Source organism: Pseudomonas sp. 1912-s (assembly GCF_029269205.1).
Taxonomy (GTDB): Bacteria; Pseudomonadota; Gammaproteobacteria; order Pseudomonadales; family Pseudomonadaceae; genus Aquipseudomonas.
Genome location: NZ_JARIXR010000010.1, coordinates 57991 through 82532, shown reverse-complemented (window position 1 = coordinate 82532; position 24542 = coordinate 57991). Strand labels below are relative to the sequence as shown.

General features: G+C 60.8%; 25 protein-coding genes. 17 read left to right on the top strand and 8 right to left on the bottom strand.

Annotated features, from left to right (window positions below; translation table 11 throughout):
* Positions 1-7: 7 nt before the first annotated feature.
* Positions 8-487, top strand: a complete 480-nt coding sequence (locus tag P3C29_RS15060; protein WP_010168957.1) for a YMGG-like glycine zipper-containing protein — start codon at positions 8-10, stop codon at positions 485-487.
* Positions 488-619: 132 nt separating this feature from the next.
* On the opposite strand, the gene P3C29_RS15055 is transcribed toward P3C29_RS15060, so the two are convergent.
* Complete coding sequence (locus P3C29_RS15055) at positions 620-1051, bottom strand: thioesterase family protein (RefSeq protein WP_201125892.1); 432 nt, start codon at positions 1049-1051, stop codon at positions 620-622.
* Between the two features lie 23 nt (positions 1052-1074).
* Positions 1075-3012 (bottom strand): RecQ family ATP-dependent DNA helicase, encoded by a 1938-nt coding sequence (locus P3C29_RS15050; protein WP_201125891.1) that lies wholly within the window; start codon positions 3010-3012, stop codon positions 1075-1077.
* Between the two features lie 209 nt (positions 3013-3221).
* On the opposite strand from P3C29_RS15050, the gene P3C29_RS15045 reads away from it, so the two are divergent.
* The 5 genes from P3C29_RS15045 to P3C29_RS15025 all read left to right on the top strand — a co-directional run bounded on the left by P3C29_RS15045 (position 3222) and on the right by P3C29_RS15025 (position 6139).
* Positions 3222-3392, top strand: coding sequence for a YhfG family protein (locus tag P3C29_RS15045; protein ID WP_003213201.1), 171 nt, complete (start codon positions 3222-3224; stop codon positions 3390-3392).
* On the top strand, positions 3392-3985 hold the full coding sequence (locus P3C29_RS15040; protein WP_275964819.1) for a putative adenosine monophosphate-protein transferase Fic: 594 nt from the start codon (positions 3392-3394) through the stop codon (positions 3983-3985). The genes P3C29_RS15045 and P3C29_RS15040 overlap by 1 nt, the downstream gene beginning before the upstream one ends.
* A 217-nt stretch (positions 3986-4202) precedes the next feature.
* The gene (locus P3C29_RS15035; protein ID WP_275964818.1) at positions 4203-4685 is read left to right on the top strand and encodes a hypothetical protein; all 483 of its coding nucleotides are present in this window, start codon (positions 4203-4205) and stop codon (positions 4683-4685) included.
* Between the two features lie 136 nt (positions 4686-4821).
* Positions 4822-5178, top strand: a complete 357-nt coding sequence (locus tag P3C29_RS15030; RefSeq protein WP_275964817.1) for a DUF1493 family protein — start codon at positions 4822-4824, stop codon at positions 5176-5178.
* 109 nt (positions 5179-5287) lie between these two features.
* On the top strand, positions 5288-6139 hold the full coding sequence (locus P3C29_RS15025) for a DMT family transporter (RefSeq protein WP_275964891.1): 852 nt from the start codon (positions 5288-5290) through the stop codon (positions 6137-6139).
* Positions 6140-6196: 57 nt separating this feature from the next.
* Here P3C29_RS15025 and P3C29_RS15020 read toward each other — a convergent pair whose 3' ends face one another.
* Both P3C29_RS15020 and hslO read right to left on the bottom strand, forming a co-directional pair.
* Positions 6197-7738 (bottom strand): phosphoenolpyruvate carboxykinase, encoded by a 1542-nt coding sequence (locus P3C29_RS15020; protein WP_177009301.1) that lies wholly within the window; start codon positions 7736-7738, stop codon positions 6197-6199.
* 179 nt (positions 7739-7917) lie between these two features.
* Positions 7918-8820: an Hsp33 family molecular chaperone HslO gene (gene hslO, locus P3C29_RS15015; RefSeq protein ID WP_010168945.1), complete on the bottom strand. Its 903-nt coding sequence runs from the start codon at positions 8818-8820 to the stop codon at positions 7918-7920.
* Between the two features lie 126 nt (positions 8821-8946).
* Here hslO and P3C29_RS15010 point away from each other — a divergent pair, with 126 nt between their 5' ends.
* Positions 8947-9747 carry a phosphatase PAP2 family protein gene (locus P3C29_RS15010; protein ID WP_275964816.1) on the top strand — a complete coding sequence of 267 codons (801 nt, stop codon included), beginning with the start codon at positions 8947-8949 and terminating at the stop codon, positions 9745-9747.
* Positions 9748-9789: 42 nt separating this feature from the next.
* On the opposite strand, the gene P3C29_RS15005 is transcribed toward P3C29_RS15010, so the two are convergent.
* Positions 9790-10197, bottom strand: coding sequence for a S4 domain-containing protein (locus P3C29_RS15005; RefSeq protein WP_003213184.1), 408 nt, complete (start codon positions 10195-10197; stop codon positions 9790-9792).
* A 116-nt stretch (positions 10198-10313) separates the two neighbouring features.
* Here P3C29_RS15005 and P3C29_RS15000 point away from each other — a divergent pair, with 116 nt between their 5' ends.
* From P3C29_RS15000 to rimK, 3 genes are read left to right on the top strand one after another with little or no spacing between them, the layout of a single operon-like run.
* Positions 10314-11093 (top strand): EAL domain-containing protein, encoded by a 780-nt coding sequence (locus P3C29_RS15000; RefSeq protein ID WP_010168940.1) that lies wholly within the window; start codon positions 10314-10316, stop codon positions 11091-11093.
* 49 nt (positions 11094-11142) lie between these two features.
* On the top strand, positions 11143-11592 hold the full coding sequence (locus tag P3C29_RS14995; RefSeq protein ID WP_177324993.1) for an ATP-dependent zinc protease: 450 nt from the start codon (positions 11143-11145) through the stop codon (positions 11590-11592).
* A complete protein-coding gene (gene rimK / locus P3C29_RS14990; RefSeq protein ID WP_003187674.1) occupies positions 11589-12494 on the top strand; it encodes a 30S ribosomal protein S6--L-glutamate ligase in 906 nt (301 codons plus the stop codon). The genes P3C29_RS14995 and rimK overlap by 4 nt, the downstream gene beginning before the upstream one ends.
* Positions 12495-12623: 129 nt before the next feature.
* Here rimK and P3C29_RS14985 read toward each other — a convergent pair whose 3' ends face one another.
* Together P3C29_RS14985 and ompR are read right to left on the bottom strand one after the other, a co-directional pair.
* Positions 12624-13937: an ATP-binding protein gene (locus tag P3C29_RS14985; protein ID WP_003213176.1), complete on the bottom strand. Its 1314-nt coding sequence runs from the start codon at positions 13935-13937 to the stop codon at positions 12624-12626.
* A gap of 116 nt (positions 13938-14053) precedes the next feature.
* The gene (ompR, locus tag P3C29_RS14980; protein ID WP_003213175.1) at positions 14054-14794 is read right to left on the bottom strand and encodes a two-component system response regulator OmpR; all 741 of its coding nucleotides are present in this window, start codon (positions 14792-14794) and stop codon (positions 14054-14056) included.
* 357 nt (positions 14795-15151) lie between these two features.
* On the opposite strand from ompR, the gene P3C29_RS14975 reads away from it, so the two are divergent.
* The 7 genes from P3C29_RS14975 (at position 15152) to tauD (ending at position 23330) form a co-directional block, all read left to right on the top strand.
* Entirely contained in the window at positions 15152-17476 is a 2325-nt protein-coding gene (locus P3C29_RS14975) for a Tex family protein (protein ID WP_010168933.1), read from the top strand.
* Positions 17476-17859, top strand: coding sequence for a PaaI family thioesterase (locus tag P3C29_RS14970; protein WP_008435797.1), 384 nt, complete (start codon positions 17476-17478; stop codon positions 17857-17859). Before P3C29_RS14975 ends, P3C29_RS14970 begins: the two co-directional genes overlap by 1 nt.
* A gap of 213 nt (positions 17860-18072) precedes the next feature.
* Positions 18073-19656, top strand: a complete 1584-nt coding sequence (gene gshA / locus P3C29_RS14965; protein WP_201125886.1) for a glutamate--cysteine ligase — start codon at positions 18073-18075, stop codon at positions 19654-19656.
* A 206-nt stretch (positions 19657-19862) separates the two neighbouring features.
* The gene (gene tauA / locus P3C29_RS14960) at positions 19863-20840 is read left to right on the top strand and encodes a taurine ABC transporter substrate-binding protein (RefSeq protein ID WP_003213167.1); all 978 of its coding nucleotides are present in this window, start codon (positions 19863-19865) and stop codon (positions 20838-20840) included.
* Between the two features lie 18 nt (positions 20841-20858).
* Positions 20859-21638: a taurine ABC transporter ATP-binding subunit gene (tauB, locus tag P3C29_RS14955; RefSeq protein WP_029615807.1), complete on the top strand. Its 780-nt coding sequence runs from the start codon at positions 20859-20861 to the stop codon at positions 21636-21638.
* A complete protein-coding gene (tauC, locus tag P3C29_RS14950; protein WP_275964815.1) occupies positions 21635-22471 on the top strand; it encodes a taurine ABC transporter permease TauC in 837 nt (278 codons plus the stop codon). Before tauB ends, tauC begins: the two co-directional genes overlap by 4 nt.
* A 22-nt stretch (positions 22472-22493) precedes the next feature.
* Complete coding sequence (gene tauD / locus P3C29_RS14945; RefSeq protein WP_201126259.1) at positions 22494-23330, top strand: taurine dioxygenase; 837 nt, start codon at positions 22494-22496, stop codon at positions 23328-23330.
* A 146-nt stretch (positions 23331-23476) separates the two neighbouring features.
* Here tauD and mgrA read toward each other — a convergent pair whose 3' ends face one another.
* Positions 23477-24514, bottom strand: coding sequence for an L-glyceraldehyde 3-phosphate reductase (mgrA, locus tag P3C29_RS14940; protein ID WP_003211877.1), 1038 nt, complete (start codon positions 24512-24514; stop codon positions 23477-23479).
* Positions 24515-24542 lie beyond the last annotated feature (28 nt).

The following is a 24542-nucleotide window of genomic DNA, read 5'->3' as shown; positions in this document are numbered from 1 at the left end:
TTCCTCTATGAAGTTCTCCTCGATTCTCTTGTTGTCCCTTGGCCTGGTCAGTGGCGCAGCCATGGCCGGTGGCACCACCGAAGCCGGTGTGGGCGGCGCATTGGGCGGGGTTTTAGGTTCGGTCGTAGGTCAGCAGTTGGGCGGTAACACCGGTTCGGCCATCGGTGCAGCCCTCGGCGGCGCCGGCGGCAGTGCGGTCGGCGCAGACAAGCGCAGCCGTGGCGAAGCGGCCATTGGCGGCGCATTGGGCGCGGCCGGCGGCAACGTGGTGGGCCGCAGTGTCGGCGGCAGCACCGGCAGCCTGATCGGCGCAGCAGCCGGCGGTGGCGCCGGTGGCGCGCTGGGCAACTACATGGGCAACAAGAGCGATGACGACGACCGTCGTTACCGCGGGCGCGACGATCGCCGCTATGATCGCGATGACCATCGCGGGCGCGGGCATGCTTATGGGCATCGCAAGAACAAGCATCACTATCGCCACCGCTAAGACTGGAAATACCTTCCGGAAAACGCAGCAAAATAGTGTGGGAGCTGGCTAGCCTGCGATGCAGTCGCCTCGGTGTATCAGCCAAATCGCGGCGATGCTATCGCAGGCAAGCCAGCTCCCACATAAGCGGCGTTAAGCCACCAAGCGCTGCAAGGCACCTCGCAGCGCTTCTGGAATCGTTACCGGCTGGTTCGACGCCCGGTCCACGAACACATGCACAAACCTCCCCGCAGCACAGGCGTCCTCTTCGCCAGCCTTGAACACCGCCAGCTCATACTGCACCGAACTGTTGCCCAACTTGCCCACCCGCAGGCCGATCTCGATGCGGTCCGGAAAGGCAATCGACGCGAAGTAATCGCACGCCGAACTCACCACAAAACCCACCACCTCGCCGTCATGAATATCCAATCCGCCCTCCTCGATCAGGTAGGTATTTACCGCCGTGTCGAAGAAGCTGTAGTAGGTGACGTTATTCACATGGCCATACACATCGTTGTCGTGCCAGCGCGTGATGATCGGCTGGAAGTGACGGTAGTCGGCGCGCTGCGGCATTGAGTCAGACATGGGCAAATCTCGGGTCAGTGAATTTACAAGTCGTCCAAATGAGCTTCAGCCCATTCCCGCACTTCGGCATAGGGATATTCCTCAAGCGCAGCGAAGCCTGGAATGCTCTTCGCCTTGAGCTTGGTAAACAACGGCACGCTGATCCCGCCCAGGAACCGCGTCAAGCGCTCCGCGCCCGGCAAGTGGCCGTTGTACTCATGATGCCTGTGGATAAATTCACCGCACAGCGCCTGGAAGTTTTTATCCACAAGCGGCGGCAAGCTCGGCGGCGCTGGCAAGTGTGCAACGTTACCGTGGCACACCGAACAATGCCCGCATTGCCGGGGCGCGTTTTCATCGCCGAAATAGTGCGCCAGGCGGTAACCCAGGCACTCCTCTGTGGCGAACAGATCCAGCATGGCGTGAATCCGCGCCACCTCTGTCACCTCGTGCTGCTTGAAGCCTGTGTATAACTCCGTGCTCAGCGCGTGTGGATCGAAGTCGGTATTCAGCAGGCCGTAAACCTCGGTCATCTGCTTGCTTTCCATCTCGATCAGGCCCTGTTCCTGGAAGTAATCCAGGGCCTTCACCACCCGATTGCGCTCGGCCTGATGCTGCTGATAAAGCGCGTCGAAATCCACCGTCGCCCAGGTTTTTGCCCGTTTGCAGACCTGGATAATTGCCGCGACAAACTGCTGCCGCTCGCCGGAAAAACGTGCCAGCAGTGCTTCAGGCTCAATCAGGTACTTGAAGCGGTATTCGGCGTAAAACGCATAGCGCGGCGCGATCACGCCCTTGAGCTCAAGCTGCACCAGCAAGGTCTTCAGCGGCAGCTCGCGGATGTTGCTGTGGTCCGAAAGAGAGCGGAGTAGAAACTCCCACTGCCCTTCAGCACGGGCCGCCTGTATCTCCTCAAGGACGCGGCGAATGCCTTCCTGCTCCGGCGTGTCGCCGTACACAAAGTTTTCCAGGATATTGAGGCTGTCACGGTTAGCCAAGACCAGACAATCAGACGGCTGCCCATCACGTCCGGCACGACCGATTTCCTGGCTGTAATTCTCGATGGATTTGGGCAGGTCGAAGTGCACCACGTTGCGAATGTCGCTTTTGTCGATGCCCATGCCAAAGGCAATCGTGGCGACAATGCAATTGGACTGGCCGCCCATGAATCGCCGCTGAATGCCCTCACGCTTATCGTTGGGCAACCCTGCGTGGTAAGCCTCGGCCTGGATGCCGTTGCGATTCAAATGCTCGGCAATCTGTTCGGCGGTTTTCTGCAGGGTGACGTAGACGATACTCGGCTGATTGGCCCGCTCTTTCATCCAGGCCACCAGGCGTCGACGCTTGTCCTGGCCGGCGACGGGCTCTACCAGCAGGTTGAGGTTGGCGCGGTAAAAGCCCGTGGTGATCACATCGTCCGGCGCAATGGCGAACTTGGCCTGCATGTCGGCGATCACCTTGGGTGTGGCCGTGGCGGTCAACAGCAGCGCCTGGGGGATGCGGAACTGGCGTTGGTAGTCCGGCAGCTTCAGGTAATCCGGGCGAAAGTTGTGGCCCCATTCGGAAATACAGTGAGCCTCGTCCACCACCAGCAGCGAGATCGGCACGCTTTGCAGGAAATTGCGGAAGCGCTCGTTCTTCAAGCGCTCCACGGAAACCATCAGGATCTTCAGCTCGCCCGAACGCGCCCGGGCCATGACGTCATTGGCGTCATCCCGGCTCTGGGCCGAATCGATGCTGCCAGCGGAAATACCGTGGCGCTGCAAGAAACCCAACTGGTCCTGCATCAACGCCAGCAACGGCGACACCACCAGCGTGAGATGCGGCAGCAACACAGCGGAAAGTTGATAGCACAGGGACTTGCCGGAACCGGTGGGGAAAATCGCCGCCGCCGAACGGCCGGCCAGCACGGCGCTGATCGCCGCCTCCTGGCCCAAACGAAACTGTGGATAACCAAAGACCTGTTGGAGGGTGTTGTGCATAAGCTGTCACTCCATTGACCGCTGAACGAGCCCAAAACATAGACCAGCGCATTCAGCGAATCGAGAAAGGTCGCAAGTTAAAAAGAGTCAGGATGATACACAGCCTGGGCAATGGAGTAGGCACCAGTAGGAAACGTTCCAACCTCGCGCAGGACGCATCTCGAAACCCATTGCGCTACAATCAAGCTTCGCACCGAGAGGACGCTGTCATGGCCGAACTGACGTTTGAGCAAAAACAGGATCACTACGACAAGATCCGCCGATCCAACTACCTGGCCAGCCTGCGCCTGGAAGGGTTCGACACCCAGCCCGCCGACGTCGACAAGCCCCTGCCGACCCGCGAAGCCGTCCTCGCCAAGTACCGCAATACCCCACGCTGATGCTCGACAAATACGGCGTGGGCCAGGACCCGTACTGCTACCCCGGTAGCAGCGTCCTGCGTAACCGCCTGGATTTGTTCGACGAAGAGCGCCTGCACCAGGCCGAGCGGGAACTGTCTGAAATTGCCGTAGGCAGCCTGCCACTGTTTCCCCCGCCCTACGACCTTGAACGCCTGCAACACATCCACCGCACCCTGTTCGGAGACATCTACGACTGGGCCGGCGAACTGCGTACGGTCAACATCCAGAAAGGCGACACACTGTTCTGCACACCAGAGCGTATTCCGCCCGAAGCCGCAAAGATCGTCCAGCACATGGCGCAGGCCAACTGGTTTGTCGGCGTTACCCAGGCCGAGTTGGTGACACAGATCGCCGAGGCTTATGGCGACCTCAACGTGATCCACCCGTTTCGCGAAGGGAACGGCCGGGCGCAGCGGATTCTGTTCGAGCAGATCATCGTGAATGCCGGGTTTTCAGTGAACTGGTGGCTGGTGAAGAACGCAGCGTGGATACCAGCGAACATTGATGCGGTGGCGTGTGATTACCGGGGGTTGGAGGCGATTTTCGAACGGTGCATCAGCACCCCGCGCTAACATCGATCGCTTCCTACGCTCCGCATGGGAACGATCAGTTGACCTGTCTCGCCCATGACGTCGCGACATTCCAGAAATGCAGGCAGCATCCGTAAGAAATCCCCTCACACCCCGCGCTACTCTTCCCAAAATGCTTTCGACCAATCTCTCGCATCTCGTAGACCCACCACCGCCTGACCGAAACTAGCCTCTCTCCAACTGGCTCGGCAGAACCCTCTTGAACCTCGAAAGGACTCAACACATCGGCCACTACGGCGTCACCTTCACGGTGGTCCGCTTCAGCGTAGTACCTGGTAATCGACACACCTTGGCCAACATATGCCTGTCAGACGCGGGAGACTTCGCGAATGACGTTCACTACCGACTGACGGAGCTCTACGAAAAGATGCTGGCCGGCGACCTGCCTTGCAAGATGACAATAGCGATTTCCAAGCCGCTGACACGACCGCACGCTGATTTGCTCAATGAGCGCGGTAGCATCATTGCCTTGTTGATCGGTGGGGCTCTCGCTGCCCCCATCCATCCTTTTTCCAGATCAGCAGCTCGCATGATTGGGACCGCAGTGGGCCTGATCACGAAAAGTATCGATCGAAGCTATCACGCTGGCGACGTGGTCATTGGAATGGATGCCCAGGTCGAAGGCGGGATTGGCCCTCAGCACTCACTGTCTGCCATGGTCATACCGTTCCAAGGAGGGTGACCCTATGATCGACTATCTCCAATGGGTCGTCCTTCCCATTGCCTTGTTCTTGATAGCCCTGGCACTGTTCATCACACGAAATAAATTCCGCCTGAAACGTAACCATCCACCTCACCCACTCCGACGTGCCCCCACCATGAACCTGGCCCCCCACTTCCCCGAAGACACCGCCATGCAGCAACTCCTGCAACTGCTGCACGACGAAATCGGCCTGCCTGAACACAAGACCATCCGCCTTGAAACCTCAATCAACCTGGACCTGGGCTGCGACGGCACCGAGGCCAAGCAATTCATGGAGGCGCTGGAACAGGATTTCGCCGTCGACTTGAACGACTACGACGCTTATCGTTACTTCCAGCCTCCGGTCTTCGATGTGTTCCTGAAACGCCGAGCCAAAGGTCGCGGCGATAAAATCCCGCTGACCATCGGTATGCTCTACCTGGCTATCAAGACTCAGCGCTGGGACACCCAAACCCTGGAAAATCTCAGCTGAAGTGTGGGAGCCGGGCTTGCCCGCGATGAGGCCAGGACAGCCGACACACCTATAAGCCGATACACCGCAGCCCTCAAAAAAATAACAAGGACCTTACATGGACGTACTAATGGGCCTGCTGGCCGCCCTGCTCTGGGGCGGCACGGACTTCCTCGTGGGCCTCAACGCCCGAGCCGTCGGCGTAAAACGCGCGGTGTACTTCGGCCAGGCGTTGGGTTTCCTGATCATGACCCTGCTGCTGCTCATATTCCCGACCTTCCTCGTCAAATCCCTCGCGGCGCCTTTGAGTGTGTGGCTCCTGGGAGCCGCAGCAGCCCTGCTGACCGTCTCAGGCGCCCTTGCGCTGTCCAAGGCCTTCTCGCTGGGCAAAGCGGCCATTGTCGCGCCGCTGGTGACGTCCTACGGTGTCGTGACTACTTTGCTGTCATGGGCCAGCGGCGAACACATCAGTCTGATCCAGCTCGGCTGCATCGCCCTGTGCGTGGTGGGTGTGATCCTTTCCAGTATCCACAAGGACAACGGCGTGCCTCACAACAGCTCCAGCCGCTCAATCGCCTACGCAATGCTCGCAGCGTTGCTCTACGGCACAAGCTTTTGGGTACAAGGCCGCTACACCCTGCCGACGCTTGGCCCGGTCACGATGCTTTGGCTTGGCTATCTGGTAGGCCTGTGCGTGCTGGTGTTGATGGTGCTCAAAATCAAAGACGGCCTGAAAATCCCGCCGCTGAAAAACTGCGCAACGCTGACCGGCGCGAGCCTGATGAACCTCGGCGGGTTCTCGGCATTCTCCTGGGGCGCCATGGCCGGCTCGGTTTCCGTGGTGACGGTGATCAGTACCTTATCGGGCGGGATCGCGGCGATTCTGGGGTTTGTGTTTTTCAAGGAGCGACTGTCAGCGGTACAAGTAACCGGGGTCGTATTGGTACTGGTCGGCGCGGTGGTTTTGCACCTCGTCGACTGACCCTTCACCCACAAAAAAGCCGCCCACAAGGGGCGGCTTTTTCACAACGGCCGAATCTTACAACTTCGGACCCGCAGCCTTGATCGCATCGCTCACTTCAAACTTCTTGAAGTTCTCGATGAACAGACCCGCCAGCGCTTTCGCGGCTTCGTCGTAAGCAGCCTTGTCAGCCCAGGTGTTACGTGGGTTCAACAGGCCAGTCTCGACGCCCGGTACTGCCAACGGCACGTCCAGGTTGATGGTGTCCAGGTGCTCGGTCTCGGCACCAATCAACGCGCCGCTCTGGATCGCTGCAATCACGCCACGGGTGGTCGGGATGTTGAAGCGCTTGCCAACGCCGTAGCCGCCGCCGGTCCAGCCGGTGTTGACCAGGTAGACCTTGGAGCCGAAGCCGCGCACGCGCTTGATCAGCAGTTCTGCGTATTCACCGGCCGGACGCGGGAAGAATGGCGCGCCGAAACAGGTGGAGAAGGTCGACTTGATGCCGCCGCCCGAGCCCATTTCGGTCGAGCCCACCAGTGCGGTGTAGCCGGACAGGAAGTGGTAGGCCGCTTGTTCTTCGCTGAGGATCGACACGGGCGGCAGTACGCCGGTCAGGTCGCAGGTCAGGAAGATCACAGCGTTTGGCTCGCCACCGAGGTTTTTCTCGGAGCGCTTGGCCACGTGCTCCAGCGGGTAGGCGGCGCGGCTGTTCTGGGTCAGGCTGACGTTGGTGTAGTCGGCGTGCTTGGCATCGTCGATCACCACGTTTTCAAGCACGGTGCCGTGCTTGATGGCTTTCCAGATAACCGGCTCGTTCTTCTCGGACAGGTCGATGCACTTGGCATAGCAGCCGCCTTCGATGTTGAACACCACGCCCTCGCCCCAACCGTGTTCGTCGTCACCGATCAGGTAACGGCTTTCGTCGGCGGACAGGGTGGTTTTACCGGTGCCCGACAGGCCGAAGAACAGGGTCACGTCGCCGGCTTCGCCGATGTTGGCGGCGCAGTGCATCGGCAGTACGTCGGAAGCCGGCAGCAGGAAGTTCTGCACCGAGAACATGGCTTTTTTCATTTCACCGGCGTAACGCATGCCGGCGATCAGGACTTTTTTCTGGGCGAAATTGAGGATCACGCAACCGTCGGAGTTGGTGCCGTCACGCTCTGGCACGCATTCGAAGTTGGCCACGTTGAGCACTTGCCACTCGTCACGACCGGCCGGGTTGTACTGGGCCGGGTTGATGAACAGGCAACGACCGAACAGGTTCTGCCAGGCAGTCTGGGTGGTCATTTTCACGGCCAGGTAGTGGTCTTCTGCAGCCCCTACGTGAACGTGGGAAACGAAATGCTCTTGCGCGTTGTTGAATGCCTCGACGCGAGCCCACAGGGCATCGAACTTGTCGGCCGGGAACTTGCGGTTGATCGGGCCCCAGGCAATGGCAGCCTGGGTGGAAGGCTCTTCAACGATGAAGCGGTCGACTGGCGAACGGCCGGTACGATGACCGGTTTCTACGACCAGCGCTCCAGTATCGGCAAGCACGCCTTCACCGCGCTGCAGGGCTTCTTTGACCAGATCGTCAACACTCAGGTCAGTGTATACGGCGTTATTGGCTTGCGTCATGAGGTTCCCCGTCGGCCTATGGCCGAGTGCTCCAAACGTTTTGTAGTAGAAAGTTGCGCACTACTACCGCGAAAAAAGTGGGCCGGATTATGCCAGAAAAGCCCAAAAAGAGTAGGGCCCTCCGGTCAGAACGGCGGAAATCCGGCGTTTGTCAGGTGATTTACCTGTGCTTAAACGTTTTAGTGGCGGGTGCCTGAAGGGGTGTCTACGCCTGCGCCGGCGAATAATTGAGCAATATCGGCGGCGTCGAACAGGTAGCGCTGGTTGCAGAACTGGCAGTCGATCTCGATGTTGCCACCGTGTTCTACCACCAGGTCCTGCGCATCTTCCAGGCCCAGGCTGACGAGGGCAGTGGCCGAGCGCTCGCGAGAGCAGCTGCAGTGGAAACGCAGGGATTGCACGTCGAACAGGCGCACGGCCTCTTCGTGGTAAAGGCGGTGCAGGATGGTTTCGTTGTCCAGGCCCAACAGCTCTTCGGCTTTCAAGGTGCCGGCCAGGGCGGTGATGTGTGCCCAGCTGTCGGCGCGGTCTTCTTCATCCTTGATGCGGTCGGCCGGCAATTGTTGCAGCAGCAGGCCACGGGCGCGATGGCCATCGGCGTTGAGCCAGAAGCGGGTGCCCACTTGCTGGGACATCACGAAATAGTTGGTGAAGCAGTCGGACAGGGTTTCGCCGTCGAGGTCGACGATGCCCTGGTAACGCTGGCCTACGGTCGGATCGACGGTCAACGCCAGCACGCCGTCCGGCATCAGGTCGGCCAGGGTCGCGTCAGGGGCAATGCGGTCGGCGTCGTAACGGGCCAGGCCACGGATTTCGCGCTCGCTGGAGCACTCGATCATCAGCAGCGGGATCGGGCCTTCGGAGCGCGCTTGCAGGATCAGCAGGCCATCGAACTTCAGGGTGCCCACCAGCAGCGAGGCAGCCGCCATCAGCTCGCCGAGCAATTGCGCGACCGGCTCCGGATAGGGGTGCTTGGCAAGGACTTCGGCATAGCTGCGCTCCAGCGCGACCAGTTCGCCGCGGGCGTCGCTGTCGTCGAAGATGAAGCGTTGGGTGAAGTCGGTATCCGGTAGATCAGTCATAGGTCTGGGTATCTGAATTGATGACAAAAAGATGACAACGTTTATAGAATTACACGCTTTAGCACCATTTTGGTGCGGCCTTCTACGGGAAAACGAAGCGCTTTTAAAGCAAAGAGGAAACAGTTTATGAACAATCCGGGTTTGTTCCAAGCCAAGTGGAACCTCGGGCGATTGGCCCTGTGCAATTTACTCGCTCTGGGGCTGTTGTGTTTCTGGCTCTGGCCGGCGGGCCAAGCGCTCTGTGTGGTTTTCGACGAGTGGCTGTTTCATCTGCTCAACGACCCCTTGGCGAGCAGCCCGACGTGGCTGCATGTGTGGGCGGTGGCCAGTTTGCGGCCGTTTGACGCGGTGGTCGGGGTGATTCTGCTGACGCTGCTGATCCGCGGCGATTGGGTGTTCAAGGCGATCGAAGTACGCCAGGCGTTTTTCGGGTTCCTGGGTACTCTGCTGCTGTTGCTGTTTATCCGCATGCTGTTTTCCAAGCTGGCGGCGCAGATGGGCTGGCAACACCATAGCCCGTCGATGGTGATCAGCGGGGCGATCCAGATGAGTGACTATTTCCCCGGCCTTGAAAAAACCTGGGAACTGAAGGACCGCTCCAGCCAGAGCTTCCCGGGGGATCACGCGTCAGTGTTGTTGATCTGGGGGATGTTCATGACCGTGTTTGCCAAGCGAATCGGGCAGGTCCTGGTGATCTGGGGACTGGCATTGCTGTTCATGATGCCGCGGCTGGTAGCCGGCGCGCATTGGGGGCAAGACGATTACATCGGGGGCGTGTTGCTGGCGCTGTTGGCGTTGGGCTGGGGTTACTACACGCCGTTTGCGGCGAGGGTTTCGGGGTTTCTGTTGCGGGTGACGAGCCCCATGTTCGAGTGGTTTCAGCGGGTGCCGCTGGTTAATCGCTTGAGCGTCATTCGCAGCGCTTGACGGGATGTGGCAGGAGCCGGCCCGGCTCCTGCGGTTCGCCCGTTAATCATCATTGCCACTGCCGCGAAACTTGAACAGGTCACGTCGTTGTTTCTTGCTGGGCTTGCCATCGGTGGTCATGCCCAGGGAGCCCGCCTTGCGCATCGCCGCCGCGTTTTCGCGCTTGGCGATGCTGGCTTCGGTTTCGGTATACAACGCCTGCGCCTCGGGAGCGCCCCTGCGCACAATCGAGAGTGCCTGGACCACGACGGTTCGCTCATCAAAACCGGCACGAATCTGGAATTCGTCGCCAATGCGCGGCTCCTTGCCCGGCTTGCAACGCTCCCCGCGCCAATGCACCTTGCCACTCTCGATAGCCGCCTTGGCCAAGGCCCGCGTCTTGAAGAAGCGCGCCGCCCACAGCCACTTGTCCAAACGGACTTTTTCTTCCTCTTCCTGCTTCTGAGCCACTTGAATTCCTCGCTCTGAAAAATGTCGCAACTTTACCGTTGAAAGCCTTCAACGCATAAACCCTTGAGCTCACCTAAGATACGCCAGGTAGCATCCTGTTTTCGCGAGGTTAACGTGTGACCGACTTTCCCCTTTCACTCACCTCGCCCAAACAAGGCTGTGCGGGTTGCCAGCAAAGTGAACCCCTGGGCTTTGAGTTTGCCTTTGCGTATCAGCCTATCGTGGACCTGCGCGACCAGTCGGTCTTTGCCCATGAAGCCCTGGTGCGCGGCGTCAATGGCGAGGGCGCGCTGTCGGTGCTGGATCAGGTCAACGACAGCAATCGCTACCGTTTCGACCAGCAATGCCGCACCAAGGCGATCGCCACCGCCGCGACACTCAATATGCAGACGCACCTTTCAATCAACTTCATGCCCAATGCGGTCTATCGACCAGAACTGTGCATCCGAAGCACCCTGGAGGCGGCCCGCGCGCATAATTTTCCGTTGGATCGCCTGATTTTCGAGACACTGGAAAGCGAGCACGTAGATAACTATCGCCATTTGACGAATATTCTGCGTGAATACCGCGAATTCGGCTTCAAGACCGCCATCGACGATTTCGGGGCGGGCTATTCGGGGCTGAATCTGCTGGCCGATTTCCAACCTGACTTGATCAAACTCGACATGGCGCTGATCCGCGATGTCGACCGTGATCGTGTCCGTCAGGTGATCGTCCGGGGGATTGTCACAATCTGTGAGCAGTTGGGCGTTACTGTCATCGCCGAAGGCATCGAAAGTGCTGGCGAACGAGACTTTCTCGCCGACTGTGGAATATTTCTGATGCAGGGCTACTGGTTCGCCAAGCCTGCATTCAAAGCTTTGGCCAAGGTATCACCCGACGCCTGGGCGAATTAATTGCTGGTTATTCATATTGAAGACATTTGACCATTTGACCGTTGTGGGTCTGCGTGAGTGGGTGGCACTTCCCGACCTGGGAGTGGCGGGCCTGCGCGCAAAGATCGACACCGGCGCCAGTACCTCAAGCCTGCATGCCACCGAGATCGAGCCGTTTGAGCGCGACGGTGAAAAGTGGGTGCGCTTCACCGCGCACCTGGGCAGCGTGGTGCAACTGCGTCACCGGCGCTGTGAAGCGCCGCTGGTGGCGATGAAAACCATTAAAAGCTCCAACGGCCAGGCCCAGGTGCGGTATGTGATCAGCACCACCCTGGCCCTGGGCGATCGGGTGTGGCGTGTGGAATTCACCCTCGCCTGCCGCAAAGCCATGCGTTACCGCCTGTTGCTGGGTTCCAAGGCTCTGATTGACGGCCAGTTGGTGGTCAACCCCGGCCTCAAATACGTTCAAGACAAGCCGGTGTTCCCGGTCTCTACTACCTCTGCCACAGGTGTTGCATGAAGATCGCTGTGCTGTCGCGTAACCCGCGTCTGTATTCCACCCGTCGGCTGGTTGAGGCCGGCACCGAACGTGGCCATGAGATGGTGGTGATCGATACGTTGCGCGCCTATATGAACATTGCCAGTCATAAGCCGCAGATCCACTACCGGGGCAAACCGCTGGAAGGCTTCGATGCGGTGATCCCGCGTATCGGCGCTTCGGTGACGTTCTATGGCTGCGCAGTGTTGCGCCAGTTTGAAATGATGGGGGTGTTCCCCCTGAATGAGTCGGTGGCCATTGCCCGTTCGCGGGACAAGCTGCGCTCGTTGCAACTGCTGTCGCGCCGGGGTATTGGTTTGCCGGTGACCGGCTTCGCCCACTCACCGGACGACATTCCCGACCTGATCGAAATGGTCAACGGCGCACCCCTGGTGATCAAGGTGCTGGAAGGCACCCAGGGCATCGGCGTGGTGCTGTGCGAGACGGCGACGGCCGCCGAGTCGGTGATCGAGGCGTTCATGGGCCTCAAGCAGAACATCATGGTGCAGGAGTACATCAAGGAAGCCGGCGGTGCGGATATCCGCTGCTTCGTGGTGGGCGACAAGGTGATCGCCGCGATGAAGCGCCAGGCCAAGCCGGGAGAGTTTCGTTCCAACCTGCACCGTGGCGGTAGCGCCAGCCTGATCAAGATCACTCCGGAAGAACGCATGACGGCCCTGCGGGCAGCCAAGGTCATGGGGTTGAGTGTGGCGGGTGTGGATATCCTGCGTTCCAACCACGGGCCGCTGGTGATGGAGGTGAACTCGTCACCGGGCCTGGAAGGGATTGAGACCACCACCGGCAAGGATGTGGCGGGGATCATCATTCAGCATCTGGAGAAGAATGGTGGGCCGAATATGACGCGCACCAAAGGCAAGGGTTAAACCCCCTGTAGGAGCTGGCTTGCCTGCGATACAGGCACCTCGGTTTTTCTGGCGAACCGCGGTGATGCCATCGCGGGCAAGCCCGGCTCCCACACAAGCCCGCTCCCACATATGCTTTTTCGTTGCTGGCTAGACCGCGTCTCTAGGCAACATCAGCCCCAGCGGCAAACGCACTCGTGCCTCCAGTCCGCCGTCCGGCCGGTTGCGCAACTCAACATTGCCGCCATGCATCGAAGCAATCCGCCGCACAATCGCCAGCCCCAGGCCGGTGCCCTTGCCACCCCGGGCACGGTCGCCACGGGTGAACGGGTTGAATATGCCCTCCAGCTCCGCCGGGTCAATACCGGCGCCCCGGTCCATCACACTCAGCACCACGTAAGGCGCGCTGGTATCCCCGGAAACATACGCCGCCACTTCCACATCGGAACCGGCGTGATGCAGGGCGTTGCCAATCAGGTTGTTCAGCAACCGCTTCATCGATACCCGGCGCAACGCAAACGGCTGGATCGGCTCCAACCGCATGCGAACCTGCTCGCCGTTCTGGTTGTAGGGCGCCACCACCTCACGGACCAGGTCCGTCAGGTCGACCTCTTCCACCACCTCGTCCCGACCGTCACGGATAAACGCCAGGAACTGGTCGAGAATCGCGTCCATGTCTTCGATATCGCGAACCATGTCGTCGGTCAGGTCGGTGTGGTTGCCCATCAATTCCAGCGACAGCCGCAAGCGCGTCAGCGGCGTGCGCAGGTCATGGGACACCCCCGCCAGCATCAGCTCGCGCTCGCGCCCCGCCTGTTCGACATCCTCGGCCATCTGGTTGAAGGCGCTGTACACCTCGGTCATTTCACTCGGCGTGTCGCTGATGGGTAGCCGCACACTACGGCCCTGACCCAGCTGACGTGCAGCAAATACGAGGCGTTTGAGTGGTTGGTTGAGCTGGCGCACGAAAATCCAGGCGGACGCCGTTGAAAGCAGACCAATCGCCAGGAACCAGCCCAGCACGTTCCAGATCTTCTGCCCCCGCAAGGGATGCGGATACAGCGGCACCTTCAGCCAGTCCTCGCCCAGGCTCGGCGCCCGCACCCACAGCGCTGGCGACACATGCATGCGCAGCCGCACCTCGGTGTCTTCACCCAGTTCGGCCTGCATCTGGCGCTGATAGATTTCGCTGTAGGGCCAATGTTGCTCACCCTCGGGCACGCCTGCGCCCGCCACCCGAACCAGGGTGGCGGCCTTGGCGATCTTCTCGCGGTTCTCGGGGTCTGCGGCCCAATAGGCGCGCAAGGTCAAGGCGACACCGTGGCTGTACTGCCGGTCCACCAGCACGTCTTCGTTCATCAACAGATAAACCAGTGTCAGGGCCTTGGAAAACAGTACGACGATGAGCACCAGCCAAAGGGTGCGTGAGAAGAAACTCTGCGGGAACCACAACGGGGTTTTCATAAAAGACAGCTAGACACCTGGCAGGAGCGAGCGAGGCTCGCAGAATTGCAAACGCCGGGCAACCGGCTGACTCTTATCGAATCATCACCGGCAGGCCCGCTTCTGCAAATCATTGGTCACTTGGTTGCAGTGCCATCCGGCACAAACACGTAACCCACACCCCACACCGTCTGGATATAACGCGGCTTGGATGGATCAGGCTCGATCATCCGGCGCAGACGGGAAATCTGCACGTCGATGGACCGCTCCAGGGCGTCCCACTCGCGGCCACGGGCCAGGTTCATCAGCTTGTCGCGGGTCAGCGGCTGGCGGGCGTTCATCACCAGTGCCTTGAGCACGGCGAATTCGCCGGTGGTCAGCATGTGCACTTCATCGCCACGCTTGAGCTCACGGGTGGCCAACGACAGCTCGTAGTCACCGAAGGTCACGCTTTCGTCTTCGCTGCCGGGCGCGCCCGGTACCGGGGCGGCCTGGCGACGCAGTACGGCCTTGACCCGCGCCATCAGTTCATCCGGGTTGAACGGCTTGGCCAGGTAATCGTCGGCGCCCAGTTCCAGGCCCTTGATGCGGCTCAGCTCATCGCCCTTGGCGGTCAGCATGATGATCGGGATCTGATTGTTGGCGCCGCGCAGGCGTTTGCAGGCGGTCAGGCCGTCTTCGCCGGGCAGCATCAGGTCCAGCACCACCAGGTTGAAGACTTCACGTCCCAACAGGCGGTCCATCTGTTCGGTGTTTGGCACCGCGCGGGCACGATAGCCTTTGGAGTTGAAGAAGCGCTCCAGCAGGCTGCTCAGCCCCGGATCGTCATCAACGATGAGAATTTTTTCGCCTTCAGCAGTTTGTGCAGTGCTGCTCATTAGATGCTCCTCTTATCTCGGCGCGCATTATGGCGTAGCTGCCGTTATACGCACCGTGTGCATTGTTAGCAGATTTTTCCTCTACCGCCAGCGAACCCGCGCCTTACAACCTTGGCCGCAATCCCCCCAAGGGCGGATCGCTGGTTATAATGCGGCGCCTTTGTGCAGGGCAACGTCCGTTCGTTACCGTTTACTGCCAGGGGATTTTTTTCACCCGCTTGTAGTGATTTTTTCGATTTCGAGGGTCAATAGGCTGCCTCTTGACCCAGGCAGCGGCGCCAGTCGGGCCGCTCAACCAGCCTCGCACGCCTTGTTTTCCGGGCCTGCGAGCCTGCTTTCAGAATTTCAGGTGGTTTTATGGACAGCATCAACAGCCGCATCGCCGAGGAACTCGGTGTACGCCCACAACAGGTCGAAGCGGCCGTCGCTCTACTGGATGAAGGCTCCACGGTGCCCTTCATCGCCCGTTACCGTAAAGAAGTCACCGGCAGCCTCGATGATATCCAGTTGCGGCATCTGGAAGAGCGCCTGCGCTACCTGCGAGAACTCGACGAACGGCGTATCAGCATCCTCGCCAGCATCGAAGAGCAAGGCAAGCTGACCCCGCAACTGGAACGCGACATCAAGCTCGCCGACACCAAGACCCGCCTCGAAGACTTGTACCTGCCGTACAAGCAGAAGCGCCGCACCAAGGGCCAGATCGCCCTGGAAGCCGGCCTCGGCGAGCTGGCCGACGGCCTGTTCAACGACCCGTCCCTGGCTCCGGAAAGCGAAGCTGCGCGCTTTGTCGATGCCGAAAAAGGCGTCGCCGACGTCAAGGCAGCCCTCGAAGGCGCCAAGTACATCCTCATGGAGCGCTTCGCCGAAGACGCCAACCTGCTGGAAAAACTGCGCAACTACCTGAAACAGGAAGCCACCCTCAGTGCCCGCGTGATCGCCGGCAAGGAAGAGGAAGGCGCCAAGTTCCGCGATTACTTCGAACACGACGAGCCGCTGAAAAGCATGCCGTCCCACCGCGCACTCGCGATTTTCCGCGGTCGCAACGAAGGTATTCTGAGCTCCGCGCTGAAAGTCGGCGACGAGCTGCCGGGCACCATGCACCCGTGCGAAGGGATGATCGGTCAACAATTCGGCATCCAGAATCAGAATCGTCCTGCGGACAAGTGGCTCAGTGAAGTCGTGCGCTGGACCTGGAAGGTCAAGCTCTACACGCACCTGGAAACCGACCTGCTGGGCGAACTGCGCGACGGCGCCGAAACCGAAGCCATCAGCGTGTTCGCCCACAACCTGCATGACCTGCTGCTGGCCGCACCCGCCGGCCCGCGCGCAACCCTGGGCCTCGACCCGGGCCTGCGTACCGGTTGCAAGGTTGCCGTGGTCGACGCCACCGGCAAGCTGCTCGACCACGCCACGGTTTACCCCCACGTGCCGCACAACAAGTGGGACCAGACCATCGCGATCCTGGCCGCCCTGTGCGCCAAGCACTCGGTGGACCTGATCGCCATCGGCAACGGCACCGCCAGCCGTGAAACCGACAAGCTGGCCGCCGAGCTGATCAAAAAATACCCAGGCATGCAGATGACCAAAGTGATGGTCTCCGAGGCCGGCGCTTCGGTGTACTCCGCGTCTGAGCTGGCCTCCAAGGAATTCCCGGACCTCGACGTGTCGATCCGTGGCGCCGTGTCCATTGCTCGCCGCCTGCAGGATCCATTGGCCGAACTGGTGAAGATCGATCCGAAATCCATCGGCGTCGGCCAGTACCAGCACGACGTGTCGCAGCTGAAACTGGCGCGTGGCCTGGACGCGGTGGTTGAAGACTGCGTGAACGCCGTCGGCGTGGACGTGAACACCGCCTCCGTTGCGCTGCTGGCCCGTATCTCCGGGCTCAACGCCACCCTGGCGCAGAACATCGTGACCCACCGCGACGAAAACGGCGCCTTCAAGACCCGTGCAGCGCTGAAAAAAGTCGCACGTCTTGGCGAAAAAACCTTCGAACAGGCCGCCGGCTTCCTGCGCGTCATGAACGGTGACAACCCGCTGGATTCCTCGGCCGTCCACCCGGAAGCCTACCCGCTGGTACAACGCATTGCCGCTGAAACCGACCGCGACATCCGCTCGCTGATCGGCGACGCCGCGTTCCTCAAGCGCCTGGACCCGAAAAAGTACACCGACGAAACCTTCGGCGTGCCGACCATCACCGACATCCTGCAAGAGCTGGAGAAACCTGGCCGCGACCCGCGTCCCGAGTTCAAGACCGCCGAGTTCCAGGAAGGCGTCGAGGACCTCAAGGACCTGCAACTGGGGATGATCCTCGAAGGCGTGGTCACAAACGTGACCAACTTCGGCGCGTTTGTGGATATCGGCGTGCATCAGGACGGTTTGGTCCACATCTCTGCACTTTCGGAGAAGTTCATCAAGGACCCGCGTGAAGCGGTAAAAGCCGGTGACGTGGTCAAGGTGAAAGTCATGGAAGTCGACATCCCGCGCAAACGCGTCGGCCTGTCGATGCGCATGAGCGACACCCCCGGCGAGAAAATCGACGGTGCCCGCGGCGCACGCCCGGGATCCGCGCCACGCCAGTCCCAAGGCAGCGCACCCCGCAAGGAAACCACTGCGCCAGCCCCGGCCAATAACGCCATGGCTTCGCTGTTCGCCAACGCCAAACAACTGAAGAAACGTTAATGGAACTGCCAGCCGGCTTGACCCACAGTGCTTTCAGCGAACTCATTGGCTGCCGCCTGCAACGCCTGGAAACCGGCGTTGCCGAGGTGGCCATGACCCTGGAACCGCAGCTGCGCAACCGCGCTGGCAAGCTCCATGGCGGGGCGATCTTCAGCCTGGTGGACATTGCCATGGGGCTGGCCTGTTCCAGCTCCCATGGTTTCGACCAGCAGAGCGCGACCATCGAATGCAAAATCAACTACATCCGCGCCGTTTCCGACGGTGATGTGCTGTGCACCGCCCGGGTCATCCACCCGGGCCGGCGCACGCTGGTGGTCGAGGCTGACGTGTACCAGGACGAAAAACTGGTCGCAAAAGCACAAGGCACCTTCGCTGTCCTATAGCTCCCTGTCATCGATTTGAGTTAATTTCGGCGCTGCGAAAGTTGCGCCGAACTTTTCTTCGTGCGCGATAGCCAGATTCAAGGATGAAGCGGCACTTTCCGAGTGGGTCAATCCGGCTCGAAAACCAGGCGATAACGCCAGTTTCCACTTCACCCTTGTAGACCGTCCTGCCCACCCCCATATTGGGGCGACTGACGCGTGAAGGAATCCAACTTGAGCGAACTTCTCAACCGCCGCCTGGCATTGCTCGGCAAGCACGAACACCTCTCTTTGCTCGAGCAGTGCCTGCACGGCATCGAGCGCGAATGCCTGCGCGTCACCGGTGAGGGTCGGCTGGCACAAACGCCGCATCCCGAGGCCCTGGGCGCTGCACTGACCCACGAACAGATCACCACCGACTATTCCGAGTCGCTGCTGGAATTCATCACGCCGGCCCTGCCCAACCCGGCCGACACCCTGAGCAGCCTCGACAAGATCCACCGGTTTGCCTACAGCAAGCTCGGCAACGAGTACCTGTGGAGTCCATCGATGCCGTGCCCGTTGCCGGCCGAGGAAGATATTCCGATTGCCTACTACGGCACCTCCAATATCGGACAGCTCAAGTACGTGTATCGCAAGGGCCTGGCCCTGCGTTACGGCAAGACCATGCAGTGCATCGCCGGGATCCACTACAACTTTTCCCTGCCGGAAGACCTCTGGCCGCTGCTCAAGGAAGCGGAAGGCTTTGTGGGCACCGACCGGGACTACCAGTCCACGGCCTATATCGCGCTGATCCGTAACTTCCGCCGCTACAGCTGGCTGCTGATGTACCTGTTCGGCGCCTCGCCGGCCCTGGACGCCGGCTTCCTGCGCGGTCGCTCGCACCAGCTCGAAGTGCTGGATGCCGACACCCTGTACCTGCCTTACGCCACCAGCCTGCGCATGAGCGACCTGGGTTACCAGAGCAACGCCCAGGCCGGCCTGACGCCGTGCTACAACGACCTGGCGAGCTACACCGACAGCCTGCGCGAAGCGGTGGCAACGCCCTACGCTCCGTACGTCGAAGTCGGCACCCATAAGGACGGTGAGTGGGTACAGCTCAACACCAACATCCTGCAGATCGAAAACGAGTACTACTCCAACATCCGCCCCAAGCGCGTGACCTACACCGGCGAACGGCCGATCCAGGCGCTGATGGCCCGTGGCATTCAGTACATCGAAGTGCGCTGCCTGGACATCAACCCGTTCCTGCCAATGGGCATCGACTTGCAGGAGTCGCGCTTCCTCGACGCGTTCCTGCTGTATTGCGCGCTCAACGACAGCCCGCTGTTCGCCGACAACGAGTGCGGCAACGCCACCTCCAACTTCCTCAGTGTGGTCAAGGAAGGTCGCCGTCCGGGCCTGCAACTGCGGCGCCGTGGCGAATCCGTGGACATGAAGGAATGGGCCGCCGAGTTGCTGGAGCAGATTGCCCCACTGGCAGCCTTGCTGGACCAGAGCCAGGGCATCACTGAACACAGCCAGGCGCTGGACGCCCAGCTGGCGAAGGTCAAGGATTCATCCCTGACCCCGTCGGCCCAGGTGTTGGCGGCCATGAGCGAGCGTAAAGAGAGCTTTGCGCAGTTCTCGCTGCATCAGAGCCAGGTGCATGCGGAGCACTTTCGCAGCGAGCCGTTGAAGGCTGAGGAACAGGCACGCTTTGAGGAACTGGCGCGTAATTCGCTGGCACAGCAGGCGGAGCTGGAGCAGAACGAAGTGGGCGACTTTGACGTGTTTGTCGGCTCGTACCAGGCGAGCATCCTCGCTATCAGCAACTGACACGCCCCTGCATGAGCCGGCTTGCCGGCGATGGCGACCTCAAGAACGCCATCGCCGGCAAGCCGGCTCCTACACTGTTCATGCATCAACGCAGCGACCGCGTTTCCCCTCATAAGCTAATTCGAAAATGTTATTTATTTTCGGATTCTTAGATCATTTAGTCTTCTCACACGCCGACCTCCGGCCGCCTGATGAGGACTCCTCCCTTGAAACTGCACTTCCCCCTTCGCCTACTGGCGGCCTTGTCCCTGGCCGGCGCCAGCCTGTTTGCCCAGGCCGCCGACGTGACCATCGCTTACCAGACCACCGTTGACCCGGCGAAAGTCGCCCAGGCCGACGGCGCGTATGAAAAAGCCACCAACGCCAAGATCGACTGGCGCAAATTCGACAACGGTGCCGACATCATCGCCGCCATCGCTTCCGGCGACGTGCAGATCGGCTACCTCGGTTCCAGCCCGCTGACCGCTGCGGTTACCCGCAAGGTCCCGGTGGAAACCTTCCTGATCGCGACCCAGATCGGCGGTGCCGAAGCCCTGGTGGCGCGCAACGGTTCCGGGATCAACAGCCCGCAGGACCTGATCGGCAAGAAAGTCGCCGTGCCGTTTGTTTCCACCGGCCACTACAGCCTGCTGGCCGCGTTGAAACACTGGAACATCGACCCTTCGAAAGTGACCATCCTCAACCTCGCCCCGCCGGCGATCATCGCCGCCTGGAAGCGTGGTGATATCGACGCCACCTACGTGTGGGACCCGGCCCTGGGCGTCGCCAAGGAAAACGGCAAGGTACTGATCACCTCCGGCGAATTGGCCAAGTTCGGCGCGCCGACCTTCGATGCCTGGATCGTGCGTAAGGATTTCGCCGAGAAGCACCCGGAAATCGTCACGGCTTTTGCCAAGGTCACCCTGGATGCCTACGCCGCTTACCGCAAAGACCCACAAGCCTGGCTGGCTGACAAAGGCAACGTCGACAAACTGGTGAAGCTCTCCGGGGCCAAGGCCAGCGACATTCCGCTGCTGCTGCAAGGCAACGTCTACCCGCTGGCGGCTGACCAGGTCACCCTGCTCGGCGCACCGACCACCAAGGCCGTCACCGACACCGCCGCGTTCCTCAAGGAACAAGGCAAGGTCGACGCCGTACTGCCGGACTACGCCCCGTACGTCAGCCCAAAGTTCATCACTAACTGATACCAGGAGTTAACCGCGATGGCCTTGCTACAACTGGAGCGCATCAGCGCACAGTACCCAGGCAGCCCGGAGCCAGTACTGGCAGATATTTCCCTGAGCCTTGGGCCCCAGCAATTACTGGTGGCCCTCGGCCCTTCCGGCAGTGGCAAGACTTCGCTGTTGAACCTGATTGCCGGTTTTGTCGAACCCAGTGCCGGGCGCATCACCCTTGACGGTGTGCCGGTAAAAGGCCCCAGCGCCGAGCGCGGCGTGGTGTTCCAGGACGACGCCCTGCTGCCCTGGCAGGACGTGCTGGCCAACGTCGGCTTCGGCCTGGAACTGGCGGGCGTGCCCAAGGCCCAGCGCGAAATCCGCGCCCGGGAAATGCTTGCCCTGGTGGACCTCGCCGGTTTCGACAGCCGTCGTATCTGGCAACTCTCCGGTGGCCAGAAGCAACGTGTCGGCCTGGCCCGCGCATTGGCCGCCGACCCACGCGTATTGCTGATGGACGAACCCTTCGGCGCCCTCGATGCCTTCACCCGCGAGCAGATGCAGGAGCTGTTGCTGCAAGTCTGGCGGCGTACGGCCAAACCCGTATTCCTGATTACCCACGACATCGAAGAAGCGGTGTTCCTCGCCACGGACCTGATCCTGCTGGCGCCCAACCCCGGGCAGATCGTCGAGCGCCTGAGCCTGGACTTCGGCCAGCGTTATGCCGCCGGTGAGTCGGCACGGGCGATCAAATCCGACCCGCGCTTTATCGAAACCCGCGAACACGTGCTGGGCAAGGTGTTCTCCCAACGGCAGGTGTCCGCATGAGCAGTTACGAATTACCGGCCACGGCCGCCAAACCGGTGACCAAACCCGTGGTCCCTGTACGCCGCAGCCTGAGCACCCGCTGGATCAGCGTGCTGACCCTGGTGACGCTGGTTGCCATCTGGTGGGCCGTGACCGCCAGCGGGCTGATCGAACCGCTGTTCCTGCCACCGCCTTCTGCCGTGCTGCAAAAAGGCTGGCTGCTGGCAACTACCGGCTACATGGACTCCACCCTGTGGCAGCATCTGGGCGCGAGCCTCAAGCGTATCGGCCTGGGCCTCGGTTTTGCCGTGCTGACCGCCGTGCCGGTGGGCATTGCCATCGGCTCCAATCGCATCGCCCGGGGCATTCTGGACCCGCTGATCGAGTTCTACCGGCCGATTCCACCCCTGGCTTATCTGCCGCTGATCGTGATCTGGTGCGGCATCGGCGAGCTGTCCAAGGTGCTGCTGATCTACCTGGCGATTTTTGCGCCGATCGCCATCGCTACCGCCACCGGCGTGCGCACGGTCGACCCGGCCAAGTTGCGCGCCGCGCAGTCGTTGGGCGCCACCCGGGCCCAGTTGATTCGCCATGTGATCCTGCCGAGCGCCCTGCCCGACATCCTCACCGGCGTGCGGATTGGCCTCGGTGTGGGTTGGTCGACGTTGGTCGCCGCCGAGCTGATCGCCGCCACCAGCGGCCTGGGCTTCATGGTGCAATCCGCCGCGCAGTTCCTGGTCACCGATGTGGTGGTGCTGGGGATTCTGGTGATCGCACTGATCGCCTTCGCCATGGAAATGGGCTTGCGTGCCCTGCAGCGCAAACTGGTGCCTTGGCATGGCCAGGCACACTAAGCACATCTTCGACGAGAACCCCATGAGCAGCCTGACCGTAACGCCTCTCAGCACCGCCCTTGGCGCCCAGATCAGTGGCGTCGACATCACCCAACCGCTGACCATCGAACAGCGCGACGCCATCGAACAGGCGCTGCTCAAGCATTCGGTGCTGTTCTTCCGCAACCAGCCGATCAACCCGCAGCAACAGGCGCGGTTCGCGGCACATTTCGGCGACCTGCACATTCACCCGATCTACCCCAACGTGCCGGAACAGCCTGAAGTGCTGATCCTCGACACCGCCGTGACCGACGTGCGCGACAACGCCATCTGGCACACCGACGTGACCTTCCTGCCCACCCCCGCCCTCGGTGCAGTACTCAGCGCCAAGCTGCTGCCGGAGTTCGGCGGCGACACGTTGTGGGCCAGCGGGATTGCCGCGTATGAGGCGTTGTCCGAGCCGTTCAAAAAACTGCTGGACGGCTTGACCGCGACCCACGATTTCACGCGCTCCTTCCCGCTGGAACGCTACGGCAACACGCCGGAAGACCTGGCGCGCTGGGAAGAAGCCCGGCGCAAGAACCCGCCACTGTCCCATCCGGTGATTCGTACGCACCCGGTAAGCGGGCGCAAATCGCTGTTCGTCAGTGAAGGGTTCACCAGCAAGATCAACGAACTGGAGCCGGCGGAAAGCGAAGCGGTGCTGAAGCTGTTGTTTGCCCATGCCACCCGGCCGGAGTTCACCATTCGCTGGCGCTGGCAGGAAAATGACGTGGCGTTTTGGGACAACCGCGTGACCCAGCATTACGCCGTGGATGATTACCGGCCGCAACGGCGGGTGATGCACCGGGCGACGATTCTTGGAGATGTGCCGTTCTAACAGGCACACCACGCATCAAATGTGGGAGCGGGCTTGCTCGCGAATGCGGTGGATCAGTAATAAATTCGGTGACTGACACCCCGCATTCGCGAGTAAGCCCGCTCCCACATTGGATTGGTGTTGATGCAGGAGTCGGGCTCTGCCGCTTATTCCGCCGTAGACGGCTTCTCCCACAAGTTAATCCCGCCTTCCTGGGCGAACCGGTCAATCTCCGCCAGCTCTTGCGCACTGAAGCTCAGGTTCTGCAACGCGCCGACGTTTTCAATGATCTGCTCCGGCCGGCTCGCACCGATCAGGGCGCTGGTGACCCGCGGATCACGCAATGTCCACGCCAACGCCATCTGCGCCAGGCTCTGGCCACGGCGCTTGGCGATTTCATTCAACGCACGCGCGTGGGCAATGTTGGCCTCGGACAAATGCTTGGCCTGCAATGAACCACCACCCGGACGATTCACCCGCGCATCCGCCGGTACGCCGTTGAGGTATTTGTCGGTCAGCAAACCCTGGGCCAACGGGGTAAACGCAATCACGCCGGCGCCGAGTTCTTCGGTGACGTCCAGCAGGTCTTTTTCCACCCAGCGATTGAGCAGGTTGTAGGCCGGCTGGTGGATCAGCAGCGGAACTTTCCACTCCTGAAGCAGCGCTGCGATTTCGCGGGTTTTTACCCCGGAATAGGACGAGATCCCAATGTACAACGCCTTGCCCTGTTGCACGGCAGTGGCCAGTGCACTGGCGGTTTCTTCCAGTGGGGTGTCGGCATCAAAACGGTGGGAATAGAAAATGTCCACGTAGTCGACGCCCAGGCGTTGCAGGCTCTGGTCGAGGCTCGCCAGTACGTATTTGCGCGAACCGCCGCCCTGGCCATAAGGGCCCGGCCACATGTCCCAGCCGGCCTTGCTGGAGATGATCAGTTCATCACGGTAGTGCTTGAAGTCTTCGCGCAGCAAACGGCCAAAGTTGATCTCGGCGCTGCCGTACGGAGGGCCGTAGTTGTTGGCCAGGTCGAAGTGGTTGATACCCAGGTCGAACGCGGTGCGCAGCAAAGCGCGCTGGGTGTCGATGGGGGTGCTGTCGCCAAAGTTGTGCCACAGCCCCAGGGACAGTGCAGGCAGCACCAGTCCGCTGCGACCTACGCGGCGGTAAGGAATAGATTCATAGCGGTTTTCGGCAGCAATGTAAGTCATCGAATCCTCTCTGGTCTTATGAGCAAAT

Bases quoted from the DNA above. Each gene is read 5' to 3' on its own strand.
- P3C29_RS15060 (WP_010168957.1), top strand. From the start codon at position 8: ATGAAGTTCTCCTCGATTCTCTTGTTGTCCCTTGGCCTGGTCAGTGGC.
- P3C29_RS15055 (WP_201125892.1), bottom strand. From the start codon at position 1,051: ATGTCTGACTCAATGCCGCAGCGCGCCGACTACCGTCACTTCCAGCCG.
- P3C29_RS15050 (WP_201125891.1), bottom strand. From the start codon at position 3,012: ATGCACAACACCCTCCAACAGGTCTTTGGTTATCCACAGTTTCGTTTG.
- P3C29_RS15045 (WP_003213201.1), top strand. From the start codon at position 3,222: ATGGCCGAACTGACGTTTGAGCAAAAACAGGATCACTACGACAAGATC.
- P3C29_RS15040 (WP_275964819.1), top strand. From the start codon at position 3,392: ATGCTCGACAAATACGGCGTGGGCCAGGACCCGTACTGCTACCCCGGT.
- P3C29_RS15030 (WP_275964817.1), top strand. From the start codon at position 4,822: ATGAACCTGGCCCCCCACTTCCCCGAAGACACCGCCATGCAGCAACTC.
- P3C29_RS15025 (WP_275964891.1), top strand. From the start codon at position 5,288: ATGGGCCTGCTGGCCGCCCTGCTCTGGGGCGGCACGGACTTCCTCGTG.
- P3C29_RS15020 (WP_177009301.1), bottom strand. From the start codon at position 7,738: ATGACGCAAGCCAATAACGCCGTATACACTGACCTGAGTGTTGACGAT.
- hslO (WP_010168945.1), bottom strand. From the start codon at position 8,820: ATGACTGATCTACCGGATACCGACTTCACCCAACGCTTCATCTTCGAC.
- P3C29_RS15010 (WP_275964816.1), top strand. From the start codon at position 8,947: ATGAACAATCCGGGTTTGTTCCAAGCCAAGTGGAACCTCGGGCGATTG.
- rimK (WP_003187674.1), top strand. From the start codon at position 11,589: ATGAAGATCGCTGTGCTGTCGCGTAACCCGCGTCTGTATTCCACCCGT.
- P3C29_RS14985 (WP_003213176.1), bottom strand. From the start codon at position 13,937: ATGAAAACCCCGTTGTGGTTCCCGCAGAGTTTCTTCTCACGCACCCTT.
- ompR (WP_003213175.1), bottom strand. From the start codon at position 14,794: ATGAGCAGCACTGCACAAACTGCTGAAGGCGAAAAAATTCTCATCGTT.
- P3C29_RS14975 (WP_010168933.1), top strand. From the start codon at position 15,152: ATGGACAGCATCAACAGCCGCATCGCCGAGGAACTCGGTGTACGCCCA.
- P3C29_RS14970 (WP_008435797.1), top strand. From the start codon at position 17,476: ATGGAACTGCCAGCCGGCTTGACCCACAGTGCTTTCAGCGAACTCATT.
- tauB (WP_029615807.1), top strand. From the start codon at position 20,859: ATGGCCTTGCTACAACTGGAGCGCATCAGCGCACAGTACCCAGGCAGC.
- tauC (WP_275964815.1), top strand. From the start codon at position 21,635: ATGAGCAGTTACGAATTACCGGCCACGGCCGCCAAACCGGTGACCAAA.
- tauD (WP_201126259.1), top strand. From the start codon at position 22,494: ATGAGCAGCCTGACCGTAACGCCTCTCAGCACCGCCCTTGGCGCCCAG.
- mgrA (WP_003211877.1), bottom strand. From the start codon at position 24,514: ATGACTTACATTGCTGCCGAAAACCGCTATGAATCTATTCCTTACCGC.